The organism is Herbaspirillum sp. Her3 (assembly GCF_057961275.1).
In genome coordinates this window covers 827,988-846,070 of the sequence record NZ_CM176328.1, presented here as the reverse complement: position 1 = coordinate 846,070, position 18,083 = coordinate 827,988, and the positions used below count along the sequence as shown (strand labels likewise).

Annotated in this window: 11 protein-coding genes; 4 read left to right on the top strand and 7 right to left on the bottom strand. The window is 65.1% G+C overall.

Going from position 1 to position 18,083, the window contains the following annotated elements; translation table 11 throughout:
• The first annotated feature begins 35 nt into the window (after positions 1–35).
• Together ACVC5H_RS03865 and ACVC5H_RS03860 are read left to right on the top strand one after the other, a co-directional pair.
• Positions 36–908: an AraC family transcriptional regulator gene (locus ACVC5H_RS03865; RefSeq protein ID WP_489621092.1), complete on the top strand. Its 873-nt coding sequence runs from the start codon at positions 36–38 to the stop codon at positions 906–908.
• Positions 893–2,449 carry a CYTH and CHAD domain-containing protein gene (locus ACVC5H_RS03860; protein WP_489621091.1) on the top strand — a complete coding sequence of 519 codons (1,557 nt, stop codon included), beginning with the start codon at positions 893–895 and terminating at the stop codon, positions 2,447–2,449. Before ACVC5H_RS03865 ends, ACVC5H_RS03860 begins: the two co-directional genes overlap by 16 nt.
• Positions 2,450–2,461: 12 nt before the next feature.
• On the opposite strand, the gene pelG is transcribed toward ACVC5H_RS03860, so the two are convergent.
• The 7 genes from pelG to ACVC5H_RS03825 form a co-directional block, all read right to left on the bottom strand.
• Positions 2,462–3,832, bottom strand: coding sequence for an exopolysaccharide Pel transporter PelG (gene pelG, locus ACVC5H_RS03855; RefSeq protein ID WP_489621090.1), 1,371 nt, complete (start codon positions 3,830–3,832; stop codon positions 2,462–2,464).
• Positions 3,833–3,843: 11 nt separating this feature from the next.
• Positions 3,844–5,469, bottom strand: a complete 1,626-nt coding sequence (pelF, locus tag ACVC5H_RS03850) for a GT4 family glycosyltransferase PelF (protein ID WP_489621089.1) — start codon at positions 5,467–5,469, stop codon at positions 3,844–3,846.
• The gene (locus tag ACVC5H_RS03845; protein WP_489621088.1) at positions 5,466–6,530 is read right to left on the bottom strand and encodes a tetratricopeptide repeat protein; all 1,065 of its coding nucleotides are present in this window, start codon (positions 6,528–6,530) and stop codon (positions 5,466–5,468) included. The genes pelF and ACVC5H_RS03845 overlap by 4 nt, the downstream gene beginning before the upstream one ends.
• Positions 6,520–7,995 carry a PelD GGDEF domain-containing protein gene (locus tag ACVC5H_RS03840; RefSeq protein ID WP_489621087.1) on the bottom strand — a complete coding sequence of 492 codons (1,476 nt, stop codon included), beginning with the start codon at positions 7,993–7,995 and terminating at the stop codon, positions 6,520–6,522. The genes ACVC5H_RS03845 and ACVC5H_RS03840 overlap by 11 nt, the downstream gene beginning before the upstream one ends.
• A gap of 11 nt (positions 7,996–8,006) precedes the next feature.
• Positions 8,007–8,645 carry a penicillin-binding protein activator LpoB gene (locus ACVC5H_RS03835; RefSeq protein WP_489621086.1) on the bottom strand — a complete coding sequence of 213 codons (639 nt, stop codon included), beginning with the start codon at positions 8,643–8,645 and terminating at the stop codon, positions 8,007–8,009.
• Between the two features lie 107 nt (positions 8,646–8,752).
• The gene (locus ACVC5H_RS03830) at positions 8,753–12,847 is read right to left on the bottom strand and encodes a tetratricopeptide repeat protein (RefSeq protein ID WP_489621085.1); all 4,095 of its coding nucleotides are present in this window, start codon (positions 12,845–12,847) and stop codon (positions 8,753–8,755) included.
• Positions 12,777–15,725, bottom strand: coding sequence for a bifunctional glycoside hydrolase/polysaccharide deacetylase family protein (locus ACVC5H_RS03825; RefSeq protein ID WP_489621084.1), 2,949 nt, complete (start codon positions 15,723–15,725; stop codon positions 12,777–12,779). The genes ACVC5H_RS03830 and ACVC5H_RS03825 overlap by 71 nt, the downstream gene beginning before the upstream one ends.
• Positions 15,726–16,316: 591 nt before the next feature.
• On the opposite strand from ACVC5H_RS03825, the gene ACVC5H_RS03820 reads away from it, so the two are divergent.
• On the top strand, positions 16,317–17,063 hold the full coding sequence (locus ACVC5H_RS03820) for a GntR family transcriptional regulator (protein WP_489621083.1): 747 nt from the start codon (positions 16,317–16,319) through the stop codon (positions 17,061–17,063).
• A 62-nt stretch (positions 17,064–17,125) separates the two neighbouring features.
• Positions 17,126–17,908: a transporter substrate-binding domain-containing protein gene (locus ACVC5H_RS03815; protein WP_489621082.1), complete on the top strand. Its 783-nt coding sequence runs from the start codon at positions 17,126–17,128 to the stop codon at positions 17,906–17,908.
• Positions 17,909–18,083: the final 175 nt, after the last annotated feature.

Below are 18,083 nucleotides of genomic sequence, written 5' to 3'. Positions count from 1 at the left end.
ATGCCAGCATATTGCTAAAAACGGTCAACCCCTCCATGGCCTCCCTCTATGCCAGCCTGGTCGAACATGATCCGGACCGCCTCGATGCTGCGGTCACGGCCTTGCGTGTCCACACCTGCCAGAACGAACGCGAGACGCCTTTCCACAGCCATCGCAAGGGCCAGCTGGTGGTCGCGCTGCACGGCGCGGTGAGCTGCGAGACGGCACAGGGGATGTGGATCGTGCCGCCGCAATCGGCGGTGTGGGTGCCACCGGGGGTGCCGCACAGCAACCGCGTCACCCTCGATGGGCAGTTGTGTTTTCTCTTCATCGCGCCCCAGGCGGCCAGCATGCCCGACCAGTGCTGCACCCTGGCGCTCTCGCCCCTCCTGGTGCAGATGATCTGCCACCTGGCCGAGCAGCGCCAGGACTATGCGCCGCACGAGCGCACCGCGCGCCTGGCGGCGGTACTGGTGGAGGAACTGGAACACAGCCAGCGCCACGCCCTGCCCTTGCACCTGCCGGTGCCGCAGCATTCACGCCTGCGCGCGATAGCGCGCCACCTGGCCGAGCAGCCGGCCGACCGCAGCACGGTGGCCGAATGGGGACAGCGCCATGCCATGAGCGAGCGCAGCTTTGCCCGCTTCGTGCAGGCCGAGACCGGCATGAGCTTCGGTCGCTGGCGCCGCCAGATCCACCTGATGCTGGCGCTGCAGCGGCTGGCCTCGGGCTGTTCGGTGCAGCGCGTCTCGCAGGACCTGGGCTATGACTCGGTGAGCGCCTTCATCACCATGTTCAAGAAAACCCTGGGCAAGCCGCCCGCGCGCTACATGGCGCAACGCCAGGCGGCACCTTCTTCTTCGCCATTGGCCCGGCCAGCGGCGCCCTACTTCCAACCGACACGGCAAGCCTCATGGAAACCGAACTGAAACTGCTGCTCGCCCCCGAGCACACCAAGGCCTTCATCCGCCATCCGCTGATCAAGCGCCATGCCCTGGCCGCACCGCGCCTCAAGGACCAGACTGGCACCTACTTCGATACCCCCGACCTGCTGCTGCGCCAGAACGAAGCCGGCCTGCGGGTGCGCCGGACCGGGAATGAACATATCCAGACCCTCAAGGCCGGGGGCGGCGTCAGTGGCGGCCTGCACCAGCGCAATGAATGGGAATCCCTGGTGGAAGGTGAACAACCTGACCTTCCGGTGCTGCGCGAACTGGCGGCCTGCGACGAAGCCTGGGCCAGGAAGGTGTTCTCCGACAAGACCGCCGCGCAGTTGACGCCCATCTTCAGCACCCGCATCCAGCGCATGGTGTGGGATCTGGTGCTGGCCGACGGCACCGAGGTCGAATGCGTGCTCGACCAGGGCACGGTCGAGCATGGCGCGCTCAAGGCGGAGGTCTGCGAGATCGAACTGGAACTCAAGCGCGGCGAGGCAAGCGCACTCTTCGATTTCGCCCTGCAATTGCTGCAGGACCTGCCGCTGCGCATCGGCATCCAGAGCAAGGCACAGCGCGGCTATGCGCTGTTCCACCAGGCGCGGCGCGCACGGAGCGGCGCTGCCGCCGTGTCCTCGGCCAGCCGTGCCAGGCCGCTGGAACTGGCGCGCAAGATGCCGGTGGAGCAGGCGTTCCTGGCAGTGGTCAACAATTGCGTGGCACAGATCCAGGCCAATGACATCGCCGACCAGGACAGCGACGACATCGAACGCCTGCACCAGATGCGCGTGGGCCTGCGCCGCCTGCGTTCAGCCTTCACCTTGTTTGAGCCGGTGATCGCGCTGCCCGCGCCGCTGGCGGCCGAATTCGACTGGGCCTCACAAGCCATCGGCAGTGCACGCGACTGGGATGTGCTGGCGACCCAGACCCTGACGGCCCTGCCGCCACAGGCCATCGACGCCATCGATCTGGAACGGGTACGTCACGCTGCGCTGGTGGAGGCGGGCAAGGAGCATGCTATGGCAGTGCAAGCCGTGGCCTCGCCGCGCTACACCGCGCTGGTCCTGCAGTTCAGCCGCTGGCTGCTGCTGGCGGGCTGGCGCGAGGGTCTCGATGCAGCCGGGCAGGAAGCGCTGGCGCAACCGCTGTCACGCTTTGCACAGCAGCGGCTGCGACGGGATGAGAAGCGGCTCAACAAGCGTGGCGAACATCTGGAAGAGAATGATCGCGCCCGCCACCGTGCCCGTATCGCCGCCAAGAAGATGCGCTACGACATCGAGTTCTTCCAGGCCCTGTATGGCGAAAAGAGCAGCCGCCCCTATCTGAAAGCCCTGTCGCGCCTGCAGGACCAGCTCGGCCAGCAGAATGACCTGGTGGTCGCCGATGCCCTGCTGCAGCAACTGCAGCTGAAGCAGGTGCGTATTGCGCCCAGCATCGCCTATGCGCGCGGCTACCTGGCCGGTCAGGTCAGGGATGGCCACGAGCGCACGCGGCGCCTGTGGAAAAAATGGAAGGCGCAGGAACTGCCGCAATGAACGACCAGCCGTTCATTGCAGCATGAAGGTCTCGTATTCCAGCAGTTCCAGCTTGCGCGTGAGCAGCACGAAGCCGGCCAGCACCACCACGAACACCGCCAGCGCAAAACCGAAGCCGTAGAAGGTCGGCCCCAGGTGCAGTGACAGCGCGGTGAAGCCGATGTTGAGCAGCACCAGGCTGCCGCACAGGCCCAGCACGATGGGGCGCTTGTCGAGATAGAAGAAGACGTTGAGGATGCCCAGCAGCACCACCTGCAGGCTGGCGGCGATGACGTCGATGTAGAGCAGCGGCAGGTAGAGCGTGGAGATGCCCAGCCACTTCAGGATGGCTTCCCCCGTCACCATCAGCAGCAAGGTGGTGATGGCCTGGATCTTGATGATTTCCAGCAGGCCCAGGCGCACCGTTTCCACCATGCCGTTGCGATGCTTCTCGATGGTTTCCAGCGAGGCGCCGGTACGCACCGCCTGGTAGAAGGCGTCGTAGTCCTCGACGAAATCGGTCTCCATGCGCAGCAGGAAAATGGCCATGCCGGGGATGATGGAAAGGTAGGCCAGGAACACCGGCAGGTCATAGATCACCGAGGCGCGCAACGGGCCGATGATGGCCTGGCTGGTTTCTGCGGTGTACCAGAACATGGCCTTGTCGATCCAGATCGCGGTGTTGTAGAGCAGGCCGATGGCCATGAGCGAGGGATAGAGTTTCTTGCGCTCGTAGAACTCGAAGGAAATGAACCGATCCGACGGGAAATTGCGCAGGATCAGCGCCATCATCGCCATCAGCAGCACCGCCTGGCCGATCACGAAGCCCCCCATCAGGCCCTCCAGTCCCAGCGGACGCAGCAGCAGCGCGGCCACCACGGTCACGGTGTAGCCCAGGGCATAGATCCAGAAGATGGCCTGGTATTGCTTCATCCCCGACAGGAAGATGGTGGCGATCCAGATGTTGCACATGATGATGAAGGCCGCCAGCAGGAGCAGCCGGTACAGCGCGCTCTGCTGCGGGAACAGGAAGGCCACCGCCAGCAACCCCAGCACGCCGCCGATCACCGTCACCGCCAGCGACACCGCATGGAAATTGGGCAGGATGGCATGGTTGTCCTTCTCGAACAGGCGGTCGGCGGCAAAGCGCGTCAAGGCCAGCTGGAAGATGCCGGTAAAGATCAGCGACAGCGAGATCACGTAGGTGATGCTGACCTGGAACTGCACGATGGCAAGCTTGGGGATGTTGACCGTATAGCTGACCAGGCCGATCACCAGGATGCCGACGATGGACATGATCCACGGCCCCGAACTGATCAGGGCCGCATACGAATAGGCCTGCATCAGCGAGAGCAGGCTGTCGCGCTTCAATATCTTGCGCAGTTCGAAACCGATACCGGCCATGTTCTTCCTCGTCAGTGACGCACCGGGCAGCGCAGCGGCTGGCCGGATGCAGCGTCGGTGTCCTGGCCACTCTGTGCCAGCGAACGCTGGTACAGCTCGCGGTAGGCGCCAAACATCATGTCCTGGGTGTAGTAGCGCTCCACGCGGGCGATGCCTGCGGCCTGGGCGGCGTACCAGCGCGCCGGATCGGTCAGCAGGGCCAGGGCCGCATCGGCCAGCGCCTGTGGCTGGGCGATACCCACCACATCACCCGCAGCACCGAGGGCCTTGTCTTCGTCAGAGAGGCCATAGATCAGCTGGCGGCACGAGCCGACGTCGGTGGCCACACCGGGCACACCGGCGGCAAAGCCTTCCAGCAGCACCAGCGGCAAGGCCTCGCTGATGCTGGAGAGCACCACCAGTCCGATCTTGGGCATGAGTTCATCGATCTTCTGGAAGCCCAGGAACTTGACCTTCTCGGTCAGGCCGAGACCCTCGGCGATGGCGTGGCATTCGCCGGCATAGGCCGGGTCTTCGTCCTCGGGGCCGGCGATCCAGGCTTCGGCCTCCGGATACTGGTTGACCACGGTACGCATGGCGCGAATGAAGGTCTTGATGTCCTTGATCGGCACCACCCGGCCCAGCAGGCAGAGCACCGGCGGGATCTTCTCGCCGCGCAAGGCGCGCAGCTTCGACAGGCGCGGCAGGTCGATGCCGTTGGGGATGTTGCGGGTGCGCTCGGCCGGTGCGCCGTCCAGTACCTGGCGCAGGCGGTTGGTTTCGTAGAGCGCAACGATCTCGTTGGCCGCCTGGTAGCAGAGCCGGCCCAGGGCCTCGAAGAAACGGATCCACATCTCGCGGAAGTAAGGAATCTGCGAGGCATCCTTTTCAAAGACGTTGCGATTGTCGCGGATCCACTCGCTCTGGAACAGGTCGATCTTGCGTTCCTTGGTATAGATGCCGTGCTCGGAGAGGATCAGCGGGCGGCCGGTCTGCATCTTCATCAGCGCCCCGAGGAAGCCCGCATAACCGGTGGAGATGGTGTGGTAGCAGCGCGCCGGGATCAGCTGGCGCGCCACGCGGGCCAGCGTCCATACCGGCTGGTGCATGATGCGCACGGTCCAGAAGTAATCGACGAAGGACGGGTCGGTACAGAAGATGCGGTATTGCGAGGCCAGATAGTCCCAGGAACGCTTGCTGAAGAGGAAGGTATCCTGGTCCATCTTGCCGCCATCCACCATCAGCGGCACCAGCTCGCCCAGCTGGGCCACCAGGGCCTGGGGGGAGGAGGCATCGGTACGGTCGTAGGCACGGAACATGGCATGCAGTTCGTCCACACGCTCGAAGGCCTGGGCATCCCCGCGCGAGCGGACCACTTGCGTGGCCGCGAGGTGTTCGTGGATGAAGTGGGTTTCGAGATGGACCACGTTGTCCGGCAACGCATACTTGGGCGTGCCGTAGTCTTCGGGCCGGCTGCCGATGAAGCACAGGCCGAAACGGATCTCGGGAAAACCCTTGATGATCTGGTTGACCCAGCTGGAGACGCCACCGCTGACATAGGGGAAGGTGCCTTCGAGCAGCAACATGACATCGCAGTCGCTGGCGCGCCGCTGATAGGAGGCATCGCCGGCAACGGGCTTGTGCACAGGGACATTCATCGGCGGCCTCCGGTGGGACGTGGGGTAGCGGCGGGCGTATAGGTATCGGGCCGGTTGGCGATGGTGCGCCGGCCGTGGCGCCAGTAACGGTGCAGTTGCGGCTGCGAGGACACGCTGGGATCGTATTGCATTTCGATGAAGAGCTTGCGCACTTGTTCGTAGTCGCGTTCGAGGAAGCTGAGCTCGGCCAGGTAAGGCAGGAGCCGCACCCGCGAGAAGCCATGGTCATGCGCGCGCTGCAATGCCTGGGCGGCCTCGGCCAGGTTGCCATTGGCCAGCTCCATCCGGCCCAGCATGAACCACAGTCCGGGCTGGGCGGCATCGATCTGCAGCGCCGCCTGGGCATGCTCGCGCATCTGGGTATAGGAGTAGTGCAGCAGGTCGCCCTGCACCAGGTTCTGGTAGATCAGTTCCTGGTACAGCTCGGCCACCTGCTGGTGCAGGATGCTCAGGGTCTCGGCATCGGAGACGCTCTTGAGGTGATTGCGCATGTCGACGATGCGCTGGGTGATCTTCTTTTCCTTGCCGTCCAGGATGCCGTAGGCCAGCAGCCGCACGTCATCGGCCGGATCGCCCAGCAGGCCGCGCAGCGAGGCGCCGCTGGCGCGTGTCGGGGTGCTCTGGATCGCCACCAGGGCGTTCAAGCGCTTGTCCACGGGCGTGGCCACGTTGCCCAGCTGCGCGCGCACGCGGTTGCCGGAAAAGCCGCTGCCCTCGCGCCGCCGCGCGGTGACGAAGGCCGGTGCCTGGCTGGTGTCGAAGTGGTCTTCCGGCTTGTCCTTGGGCCAGAGCACCGCCACCAGCAGCGCCACCACGGCACACAGCACGCCACCGATGGGGATGAAGAAATTGAAGGAGAACAGGTACACCAGCAAGGCCGTGCGCGGACGCCGGTATTGCGGCGGCGCCACCCGGGCGATGGCCAGCGCGAACAGCACCGATGACACCAGGTGCAGCAGCAGGTAGCCGCCCAGTACGGGCAACCCGGTGCCGCCCTCCAGCAGCAGGACCACGGAGACGGTCTCGAAAGTCAGACCGGCAGCGGAGAGTTTAAGCAGCACAGCGTTCCACCAGGTTGATCAAGAGGCGCATCGGCTCATCGCTGCCCAGCGCAGCGGTGTGGGCAGCAGCGAAATTGGCCAGGGACTTGTTGTCGAACTGGGCGTGGGAGGCGGCTTCGATACGCATCAGGTAGCCATCCACCGCCGCCGGTCCGGCCAGCGGCAGCAGCGTCATCAACACGTTGCGTCCGCCCGCCTTGTAGGTCCAGACCACATCGGCGGCGCGCTTCAAGCGGCGGATCTGGTCGTACATGTCGCGCGAGAGTTCGTCATCGCCGAACACCAGCGCCACCAGCGAAGAATCGATGTCGGTGCTGCGCTTGAGGCGATGCAGGCGCACCAGGTCCACCGCCAGCTCCGGCGGGCAGGTCGGCAGCTGCTGCAGGATGGCGCGGGCGCTGTCCCCCATCTCGATGCCATCGGCATAGTAGTCGATGAGCACCGACATCAGTTGCAGCGTGTCTTCGTTCAAGGCCAGGAAAGGCAGCTTCTCCACCACCAGCAGGCCGAACTGGCGGCCCTCGTAGTTGCGCAGCGGCGCGCACACCAGGTAGCGGCTCTGGTTGCGCAGGGTCTGGTTCAGGCTCTCGGTCTGGATATGGCCCAGCTTCTGCTGCTCCAGGCAATAGCGCACCAGCGGATCCTGGGGTTCCAGCGGCGTGACCTTGCCCACGCTGGCAGCCGGCTCCGGCAGTACATGGCCGTGCGCATCGAAGGCGAAGACCGAGGCCGACTCCACCTGGCAGCTCTGCACCAGGATCTGCAGGAAGGCATCCGGCGCCGGCATGCGGGCCGGATCCAGCAGGTATTGCGTGAGTGTGAGCGAACGCATGCGGTCCAGCGATTCGCGCAGCGTCAGCGGTTTGGAGAGGAGGTCCTGCTCCAGCCGCTCATGGGACAGGCGCAACAGGAAGTGATTCTTGGTGAGCATGGTCAGGCGCTCTTCCAGATAGGCATTGACCCCGCGCAGACGGCGGCTGCGCGCATTCCACACCTCGGCGAACTGGCCGCACAGCAGCGTGAGCACCAGGCCGCCCAGAAAATATGCTTGCGGAAACGCCTGCGCCGCCGACACCACGGCTTGCGCCGCATCCTCATGACGGCCATGACTGAGCAGGTACCAGCCGCCCAGCATGGTGGCCACCGCCACCACACCCAGCGTGCTGCCATAGCGCATCGCCAGGATGGCCGGCATCAGCCATAGCCAGGGGAACTGTGCATTCAGGCCGAAGGGATCGTCCGGCGCCAGCCAGCAGGCCAGCGCCAGCGCCGCCGCCACCAGCGCAATGGTCTCGATGATGCGCAGGGCCGCCTTGCGCGGTGAACCGCTGTCGGTATCGAAGCGCGTGAACAGACGCGCCCATAACTTCTGGCGCTTCTGCGCTGCCGTCATGGCCGGACGCGGACTGGCCGCCCAGGGCTGGCGGGGCGGCGGCGCCGAGCTGCGCTGTTGGCGATCGTTCACGTTCTCTCCCATCAGGGGCGCTGCATCTCAGGGGCCGGGCTTGCATTCGCGCTGGCAGCATCAGTCGCCACTGCCGCATTCATCGCGGCCGACGTCCGGGCCAGCGAACGCAGGGGCGAAAGCAGGCTGCGCATCAACTTCTGCGCCACGGCCGACAGGGCTTCGCGGCTCCAGCCGCTCTTGGCACCAGCGGCGGCCCAGACCACCTTGCCACTGGAGACCTCGATCAATTGCAGGGTCATGCCCACGGCGGGCTCGCCATCGATGCCGACCTTGTAGCGCCATTCATCGACCGTGCCGGTCAGGGCATAGCCGATGTTTTCACTGCGTGCCCAGTCGAGGGCGGCGTCGAACTGCTTGCGGTCCATCGGTTCGAACAAGGTTTCATTGTTGAGCGAGGCCGGATAGTGGCGCAGCTCGGTCAGGCCGTTGGCGCGCAGGATGCTTTCCGAGATGGATTCGGCGCGCAGGCCCGCCTGCGGCGTCTCGGTGTGATTGGCAAAGGGCAGCAAGCCCCAGCGTGCATCGGCGGGAATCGCCGGCGCCTGGCCGATGTCGGTGGTGGAGCAGGCGGCCAGGCTCAGGGCCAGGGCGGCGATGCTGCCGAGTTTGAAGAAGATGGAGCGGATCGTGGTTGTCATGGTTGTCACCTGGGAGCAATGTCTGGATTGGAAGAGCCACAGATTAATGTGGCCGATTCATCGGTTTCACGGATCAATCTTTTTTCGTTACGGTTCGGGTGCCGGCTTCATGGAATTCAATAGAACCACTTGTAGAGCACGTTCAGTTCAAACCCGCGCTGCGGGGTGTTGGGGGTGGCGCTGGTGCTCTGCGCATCCACCGACAGCACGTCCTGTCCCACCACGCTGCCGGCAAAGCCGGCGCGCACGTTGCGGCCCCAGCCGATGTCGGAGGTACGGGTCAGGCCGAACTCGGCAAAGGGGCGCCAGGCGCGCGTATAAGTGTTTTCGACCACCGTGCCCGCTCCCAACGCCACGCCCCAGGAGCGCGTATCCAGCGGCATGTAGCGAAAGCCCGCCGGATCGGTGCCGGCCGGGACCAGCCGCGCGATCTGGTCATCGCTGGCGCCACGGTCGCTGTATTTGGCATCGGTGACGAAGCCGCGCAGGGTCAGGTTCGGATATTCCACGCGCAGGTGCGTACCGATCTCGGCGTTGAGCGTGCGGCCATTGCCCAGGGACGTGCCGATCTGGGTCTGGTAGCGCTGCAGGCCGCCGCCCAGGCGCAGGTATTCGGTGCGGCTCAGTTGCAGGTTCAGGCTCAGTTCGCCGCCACTGCGGCGCCCGCCGACACGGATGAGCGCCGAGTCGGTGGCCGCCAGGTTCACGCCGCCATTGCCGGAGAGCGTGATCTTGGGGGTGAACTGCCGTGAGAATTCCAGGCGCAATCCATTGAAGGAAGCCATGGCATCGCGATGCTGCAGGCTGGCGCTGACGAAGCCATCTTCGATGCGCCGCCGCAGCGTGAATTGGAACAGCCGGTCCACTGCGGGCACGTCACCCAGCAAGGTGGTGTCGTCCACGGTCTGGTGCCGTTCGGTGTAGCCGAAGGAGAAGCGCGTACCCGGCGTGACGGGCACTCCCGTGTTGAACGTGAAGAGCTTGGTGGCCAGCGGGAATTCGCGCGTGGCCGTATAGCCGGTCGCCAGACGCGGCGGCTCGTCGGTCACCAGACTGGTGAGGCGGCCGTGCAGTTCTTCGTCGCCCGGCAGATGCTGCAGCTGGTCGAAGGCCAGGGTCTGCGCCAGGCCGACGCGGCCAGCCACCCGCGCCGCTTCGATGCGGTCATACATGGGCAGCCAGTCGGCCACGTTGTCCAGCAGGGCATTCAAGCGCTGGCGGTCGTTGCTGCCCAAGGCCATGGCCAGTTCGCCCCACAGCGGCTTGTCGAGCTGACTGGCAAAGCGCGTGGCCAGCCAGGTGCGGGCCAGGTCGGACTGGTTCTGGTTCATCGCATAGGCCAGCGCCAGTTCGCGCACGCCGGCGGACAAGCGCGCATCGTCCAATGGCCGCTGGCCGCTGTCACCGGTGCGTGCAAACAGTGCCGCCGGCCCCTGCGCCAGGCGCTGCGCGATGGCCTCATCCTGAACGCGCTCGGCGGTGTCGCTGCGGGCCGCTTGCTGCATGTCCCTGAGCAGGGTGGGACCGTCAGCGGGGATGGGCGCGGTGTCCGGCACCGGCAGGCGCGTCACGTCGCTTTGCAGGAGTGCGTGCATGACGCGGGCGCTGTCGTCGGCCCCCATGAAGAGTGGTGCGAGCGCGGCCAGACGGTCGCGCCATTCGTGCAGTTGCCCGGGCGGGACGTTGCGCAGCAATTGCGGATCGCGCAGTTCCAGCCAGGCATGGCGGCGGATGCGCCAGGCCAGGTCAGCCTGGCCGGTGGCCTCCAGGACCTCGGCATAGCTCATCAGCCACAGGTAGTCGTTGTGCGGGAATCCAGATTTGCGGAACCAGTGCAATGCCTGGTTCTGCCGGTTCAGCGACATGTTGGCGGCGGCGTACGGGCCCCACAATTGCGGCGTGGTTTCGGCATCGTGCGCCCACATCGTCAGCGCCCGGTTGAGCAGCGCAGTGTCACGCGTGGCGAGCAACAGCCAGATGGTCTCGGCCCGCACCTCGGGCGAACCCGGTGCCAGCGACAGCGCCAGGCGCATGTCGGCGAGCGCACCGGCGAAGTCGCGCTGCAGTTGCTTGACCGTGGCACGCTCGAGGAGGAAAGGTGTGTTTTTTTCCAGCAGCGCATTGTGCCTGGCGGTGATGCTGGCGAGGAAGGCGCGCGCACCATCCAGATCATTGAGACGAAGCCGATAGGTCAGCGCCTGCACCGCGAAATTGGGCACGCCGGTACGCTGGAAGCCGAACTCGGCCAGCTCGGCGGCGGCACGCGGTTCGTGGTCCTGGATGACCACCATCATGTTGCTCATGTCGCCTTCGTTGGCCTGGTCACTGGCCAGCAAGCGGTCATAGCCGAGGCGGGCCTCCTCGTTCAGGCCGAGGTAGCGCGCCACTTCGGCGTAGGTGCGCCAGAAGTCGGCGTTGCCATCCGGTGCGGCCTTGGCCGCGCCACGCATGACCTCCAGCGCCTCTTGCAGGCGGCCCCGCAGATAGAGCGGATTGGAGGTCATCAGCGCATTGGCGGCCGAGGGACCGAACTCCTCACGCTGGCGCCGCAAGGTGGCCAGGGCATCGTCATCGCGGCCCATGCGCAGGTAGAGCTTGGCCAGTGCTTCCATCTCGGCGTTGCGTTCGGTGGCGGCAGCGGCACTGCGGCCAGGCTGGCTGCGCAGGCGCTCTTCCAGCAAGGTGGCGGCGCGTTCGGGCTGGCCGATGTTTTCGTATTGCGCCACCAGCAGGTTGACCCACTGTGCATTGCCGGGTTCGGCCTGCATCTTGTGCTGCAGGGCTTCGACCAGGATGTCTTGTTCAAAGGTACCGGCAGCAATGCGCAGCACGGTGTCCCAGGCAGCCTCATCTCCGGTCAGGCGCGCATAGGCCAGCCAGTGCGGCGTGGCCTGTTCCGGCACGCCGCTCCACTCGCACACCTCGGCCAGCCGCTTTTGCCAGGCGGCCTCATCGGGCCGCTGGCGCACCGCCGATTGCGCCAGCAGGCGCGCATCGGTCAGGTTGCGATTGGCGAGGAAGACGTTGTAGGCCAGCGTGTAGATCTCATCATCGAAGGGCAGCCGCGCCAGCGCACGGCTGGAGGCCTCATCCGCAGCGGAAGGCTGGGTGGCATCGGCCACCCGCATCAGGCGGCCCTGCTGCATGGCCCGGCGCAATTGCCATTGCAAACGCTGCGGCTGGTGCAGCAGGGATCGCATCTGGCGCAAGGAGTCCCGGAAGTCGCGCATGGACACTGCCACCATGCTGCCCTGCCCGGTGCGTGCGGCGGCCAGGGAAGTCAGTGCGCGCGCCATCGACAACTGCAGCAACTGCTTGACGTAGCGCTCGGCGGCGTCGGGCCGGTTGGCGGCCTGGGCCAGGTGGGTCAGGAACAGCAGCACGGCCTTGTCATTGGCCAGGGAACCGATATTGGCATCGGCGGCCGCCAGCGCCTCCTGGTACAGGCCACCGGCTTGCAGGGTACGCATGGCATCGAGGAAATTCTCGCGGCGCGCATCCAGCGAACCAGCGTGATGCATGGCCAGCAGGTAGAAGGACGCACTGCTGTGGTAATCCCCTACCCCCAGGCTCTGGTGGCCCAGGCGCACGGCTTCGGCATAAGGCATGTCGGCCGGCCCGCCATCGGCCAGCAGGCGCGCGAACGCGGCCCGGGCCGATGCACTGTCGCCCAGCGCCAGCGCATCCTGCGAGAGGATCAGCCATTGCTGCGCCGTGAGCGGATAGGTCATCAGGACCGTGAGCTGCTCATGCAACTGCGCCAGCATCGACGCACGTTCAGGCGAGCCCGGCGGCAGGGCGAAGGCTTCCTGCTGGCGGATGCGGTATTGCAGCCAGGCGGCCGACAGGCGTGCGGAGGCACTGCTGTCCATTTGCAGCAAGGCCAGTTGCTGGCGCGCCTCCTCGAACTGGCCGAGATCGATCATCTGCTTGACCAGCTCGGCACGCAAAGCGGCATTGGCCGGCTGGGCCTTGAGGAAGACCTTGATGTACTCGACCGTCAGCTGGTCCGAACGTCCGCTGGCATTGGCCACTTCCAGCCGCTGCTGCAGCGAGACCTTGGGATAGACCAGGGCGAGCACGGTCCCGACCGCCAGCGCGAAGCCGGCAATCGTCCAGGGCGAGAACAGCCTGGCCCGTTCATAAGGTGCATTGAACGAGTACCAGGTGCCGTGTTGTCGAGAGCGGGGCGGTTGCGGAGCCGATGTCATAGGAATGTACTGCGGATGGAACTGCGGACTTGCTTGCGGCATTGCGGTACCAGGCCTGCCCGGTGATGCTGACCGACTTGCCCTTGGCCAGCGCCACGCCGTCGGCCGTGGCAGTACAGGTGCGCGCACCGGTGACGCTGAAGGTGGAGGCGCCGTTGGCAGTGAGCGAGAAGCGCAGCTCGGCCTTGTTGCCGTTGATGCTGCGCTGGAAGTCGCCGACCTGGCCGCCCGCTTCGAGCAGCATCGGCAGGGCCGGCGTGGCTTCAGCCTGGGTGCTGTCGCTGCGCTGGCGGATGCGCACTTCGCCGGCCGAAGTGATGAGATAACGGCCACTCGGGCCCGGCGCGATGCCGGCAATGCCGGGCATGGACAGATCCACGTCGGGCGCCCCGGCCGGAATGCGCAGCGTGCGCAGATATCCGCCGGTCCGATAGACCAGGGTGCCATCGGCCGTGCGGGCGATGCTGGTGTTTTCGAAATCGAGCACCTTGCGGATGTATTGCGAGACGTACAGGCGCGTGAACGGCTGCGCCTGGGCCCACTGATGGATCTTGTGCAGCGCTGCCACCGAGGCTGGTTTGGTGCCGGCGTAAAAGTGGTAGTAGATGTCCACGGCCTTGAAGCGCACCGGCTCACCAGTCAGTTCATAACTTTCGATGGCGCGCTGGAAGCCGTAGAAGGGACCGGTCCAGTTGCCGGTATAGACGTTCTCGTCCTGGTTGGGCGCGAACACCTGGTACCAGCCCTTCTTGCGGATGCCTTGCGCAGCGATGTCGGTCCAGGTGTTGCGGCTCCTGGTGATCATGGTGTCGCCGCCGTTCATGTTGAGGAAGCCGTCCAGGTAGGTCTGGGCGATGGCCTCCGCGGGCGGCACGCAATCACCGGTCCAGAGGAAGACCTCGGCCTTTTTTCCGGGCGGCAGCAGGGTCTTGTTGATGTAATCCATCGAGCCCTTGATCTCGCGCTGCAGGTTGAACTTGTAGTTGGGAATGTCCAGCGTGTGCGAGGCGTCGCCATCCATCTGGCTGATGTCGGCGGTTCGGGTGTCATGCATCGCATCGGCCCAGCTGAAGGGATGCGAGAAGGAATGGCTGGCCGGCTCGATGTAGGGCAGCGTGTACATCTTGCGCGCCAGCGCCGTGGTCTGCGCGGAGAGTTTGGGATAGACGCCCTGCGGGCTAAGCTCGCCCTCCACCACCGAGACCGTGACCGGGAAGCGATAGCGGTCCCAGATTTCCCGCTGCAGCACTTCGACCGCAAAGGGCGAGCCCGGATATTCGGCCTTGGAGGGGAAGCCATCGCCATCGAGGTGGCTGGTCTGAATGCGGCGGCCACCTTCGGTGGTCACGTCGGGCACCGGGATGTCGGGCAGGCGCAGCGCGCGCTTCAGGAACAGCATGGGCTGCAGCACCCAGCGCGGCGGGTCCATCACCTGCAGCGTGGTGGTGGCAAACGGCGCCAGCGCAAAACCGCCCCAAGGCGTGAGGGCAGCGGCATCGTAGGTATTGTTGCGGCCGTCCTTCATGCGCAGCAGCGACTGGGCGGCAGGATCGGTCAGGCGCACCGATTCGAGCTGGGTACGGTCCACCCGCGGCTTGGTCTCGAAGCCCATCAGCTCGGGATCCGATTGCGTCACTTCCAGCTGTGCCGTTGCCGGCGCCGTAAAGCTGGTGAGCCCCAGCGTCGCGGCGCTCAGGCTGGTCATCTGGAAGCCAAAGGCATTGAAGATGGCTACCGGCACCCCCTCCTTGATGCGCTGGGCGATCCACGGACCCAGGGCCTGGTGGTCGGTGCCGCTGCGGAACCACGTCACCACGCCCGCATAGCGCCCTGCCAGAGGTTCGGCGGGCAAACCCTCGTGGCTGACGTCGCGCAGTTCGTAGCGCAATCCCAGGTGGTTGAGCTGGATGCCCAGGAAACGCTGGGCCTCGCTGGTATGCGGATCGGTCCCCTCCGGCACGTCCAGCAGCACCAGCACGTTGCGCGGCACCAGTTCGACCGTGGACACGCCCATGGACATCAGCGTGCCATCGGCCACCCATGGCAGGAAGCCATCGGCGCTGATCTTCCTGGCGGTCTCACGTGCCAGGGCGCGGGCGCCAGGCTGCGAGGGGTCGACGTAATCGATGGCGATCACCGGCACGCGATAGCGGTCGCGGACGGTGCGCATCTGGCCCGACAGCCAGGCGCGGTCATTGTCGTTGACCGCGCCATAGCTGCGGCGGCCGGCATCATAGCCGCGATAGAGTGATTCGGCAGCCACCGCATAGGTCAGCGGCGCCACCTCGGGGAACAGCTCGAAGCCGCGATTGAGTATCAGCCTGGCCTGCGGATAGCGGCGCTTGAATTCACGCAGCGTGGCGATCATGGCCTGGGTCTGGGCCGCGCGTTCGGCATCGGTCTTGGCGAAGAGCTGATAGGAATCCAGGGTATCGAGGAAGAAACCGCGCCAGCCCTGCGCCCACAGCGGTGCCACGATCTTGTCGAGGAAAAAGTCACGCCAGCCGGGTGCGGTCTGGTCGATCACGCGGCTACCCCAGGCGGCATTGTGGCCCTTGAGCGCACCCGGTGGCAGTTGCTGGTAGTAGGGACGTGACGGTTGCACCTCGCCCAGCGAGACGTAGGCAAACAGCTCGTGCGCGCCATTGGCGGCGCTGCGCGCGCGCGAAGCCGGATCACGCACGAAGGCCGGCTCCACCACTGCCACGTCGAAGGCTTGCAGATCGGCCAGCGGCGGATTGGGTCCGTAATAGAAGGCGATCGAACTGGGCGCCGAGGCCGGCACCGCCGGCGTACCCGCCCCTGGACTCTGCGCCGGCGCGGCGCCGGTCACCAACGCGGCCGCTCCTGCGGCCAAGGTCCGGACCAGCGTGCGCACGATGCGCCAGGTTCGGACCGCTTTCCCCTGATGTGTGTTGCTTGCTGCAGAGCGCGGCACGTGCTCTCCCGGATAATTTATTGTCATTTTGACATTTTAAATAAAGCCACCCTCGCTGCTCCCGAAGAAAAGAAAAGTCCTGTCAAGGACCGGCATCCTTCCCTGATTACGTAAACCGGACCGGTAATGTCTTGCATCTTGTTAGCGAGCTGTATCAGATTTTAACTAGATTCAACTTCAAATTTATTACTCAAAAGGAAATAGATGTCTCAGGGAATGGAAATGTTGCCTGGCAACCGCGTCCCTACGTTACTTAACATCGACAAATTTCTTCATATCGGCCAACGCAGTGCACAAAAGCAGGGCATCGCCTGGCCGCCTGCGACGCACCAAAAGCAGGCGCACCCTGTCCTTGCGCGTGCATATCGGCTCTTTTGCACCGCATCTGCCGCACCGGCGGCGCCGTGACCGTACCGCGACAACCGGCCGCAATCCCTTGCCAGAGCGCGACTGCGGCGCCAATAATCGTCGCGGCCTGTTGTATGCCAATCTTGTATATCAGCGTGGCACACAACTTGCTGATGAGAGGACATGAGCATCGATCCTTCCGTCAAGTCGTCGTCGCAGATTGCGGTCCGCATCACCGAGGCCATCCTCGCCAAGCAACTGGCGCCGGGGACCCGGTTGGGCGAGCAGCAGCTGGCCGACCTGTTCGGCGTCTCGCGGACCCAGGTACGCGAAGCGCTGACGCGGCTCATGGCGCGCGGCATCGTCACCGTCAGTGCGCGGCGCGGCTGGTTCGTCATCGAGCCGACCGCCGAACAGGCGCGCGAAGCCTTCGAGGCGCGCCGCGTGATCGAGCTGGGTCTGTTGCGCCAGGCGCGGGTGCGGCCGATCAGTGCACAGGCCATCGGCCAATTGCGCGACCACATCGCGCGTGAAGAAGCGGCCATTGCAGGGGCTGACGTGGGGGCACGCAGCTATTTGCTGGGCGACTTCCATGTCTGCCTGTGCGAATGCCTGGGCAACTCGCTGCTGTCGGAAACGCTGCGCGACCTGACCGCCCGCACCACCTTGACGGCCATGCTGCACCAGTCGTCGGAGCAGGCAGAGGATTCGTGTTCGGAACATGTATTGATCGTCGAGGCGCTGGAACGCGGCGATCTGGAACAGGCTGAGCAACTGATGCAGGACCACCTGCAACATGTGGAATCGGGGCTCACCCAGATGCGCAGCAGCGATCCGCTGGAACCGCTGCGGCAGGCGCTGGCTTCAGTGTCGCGGCAAGGGGGTGCCGGCGAGGCTGCAGCGCTGCGCCAGGAAAACAAACGGCCCTAGCAAGCGCATCGCACGGGCCGCTCATCAACGTAGTCAACGACGTCAACCAAAGGGAAACTGCTATGAAACTGACCAAACTCCTGCTCGGCCTGATGGCCGGCGCCATGATGTTCTCCGCTTCGGCTGCCCGCGCCGACGCCCTGGACGATATCCAGAAGCACGGCACGCTGCGCGTGGCGGTGCCGGCTGACTTCCCGCCGTTCGGCTCGGTCGACAGCGACCTCAAGCCGCAAGGCCTGGACATCGACGTGGCCACCCTGATCGCCAAGAAGATGGGCGTGAAGGTCGAACTGATCCCGGTCTCCAGCGCCAACCGCATTCCCTACCTGACCACCAAGAAGGTCGATCTGGTCATCTCCAGCATGGGCAAGAACGCCGAGCGTGAAAAAGTGATCGACTTCAGCGCCGCCTATGCGCCCTTCTTCAATGGCGTGTTCGGCCCGGCCGACCTGCCGGTCAAGAGCGCCGCCGATCTGGCCGGCAAGACCATTGCGGTGACCCGTGGCTCGGTGGAAGACCTGGAACTGACCAAGATCGTGCCGGCCTCGGCCACCGTGAAGCGCTACGAAGACAACAACAGCACCATCAGCTCCTTCCTCTCCGGCCAGGTGCAACTGGTGGCCACCGGCAACGTCGTGGCTGCGGCCATCATCGCCAAGAACCCGCCCAAGAAGCCCGAAACCAAGTTCCTGATCAAGGATTCGCCCTGCTTCATCGGCCTGAACAAGGATGAGAAGAAGCTGCAGGACAAGGTTGACGCCATCCTGGCCGAATCCAAGAAGGACGGCAGCCTCAACGCCATCTCGCAAAAGTGGCTGGGCCTGCCTCTGCCGGCTGGCCTGTAATTTGCTGTAGTCCCGAACTGTCGTGCCGGGCTGCCTCAGCGCAGTAGGCCACGGGCAACAGGCACGACAGTGAGCGCACACCTGGGGGGTGTGCAGCAATACAGTCGCGACAGGGCCGCCAATACAGTTGGCAACACAGTCCAATACAGTACCAACACACTTGCAATACGGTTTC

Coding starts and splice junctions, on each gene's coding strand:
- pelG (WP_489621090.1), bottom strand. CDS start 3,832: ATGGCCGGTATCGGTTTCGAACTGCGCAAGATATTGAAGCGCGACAGC.
- ACVC5H_RS03830 (WP_489621085.1), bottom strand. CDS start 12,847: ATGACATCGGCTCCGCAACCGCCCCGCTCTCGACAACACGGCACCTGG.
- ACVC5H_RS03815 (WP_489621082.1), top strand. CDS start 17,126: ATGAAACTGACCAAACTCCTGCTCGGCCTGATGGCCGGCGCCATGATG.
- ACVC5H_RS03860 (WP_489621091.1), top strand. CDS start 893: ATGGAAACCGAACTGAAACTGCTGCTCGCCCCCGAGCACACCAAGGCC.
- ACVC5H_RS03820 (WP_489621083.1), top strand. CDS start 16,317: ATGAGCATCGATCCTTCCGTCAAGTCGTCGTCGCAGATTGCGGTCCGC.
- pelF (WP_489621089.1), bottom strand. CDS start 5,469: ATGAATGTCCCTGTGCACAAGCCCGTTGCCGGCGATGCCTCCTATCAG.
- ACVC5H_RS03865 (WP_489621092.1), top strand. CDS start 36: ATGGCCTCCCTCTATGCCAGCCTGGTCGAACATGATCCGGACCGCCTC.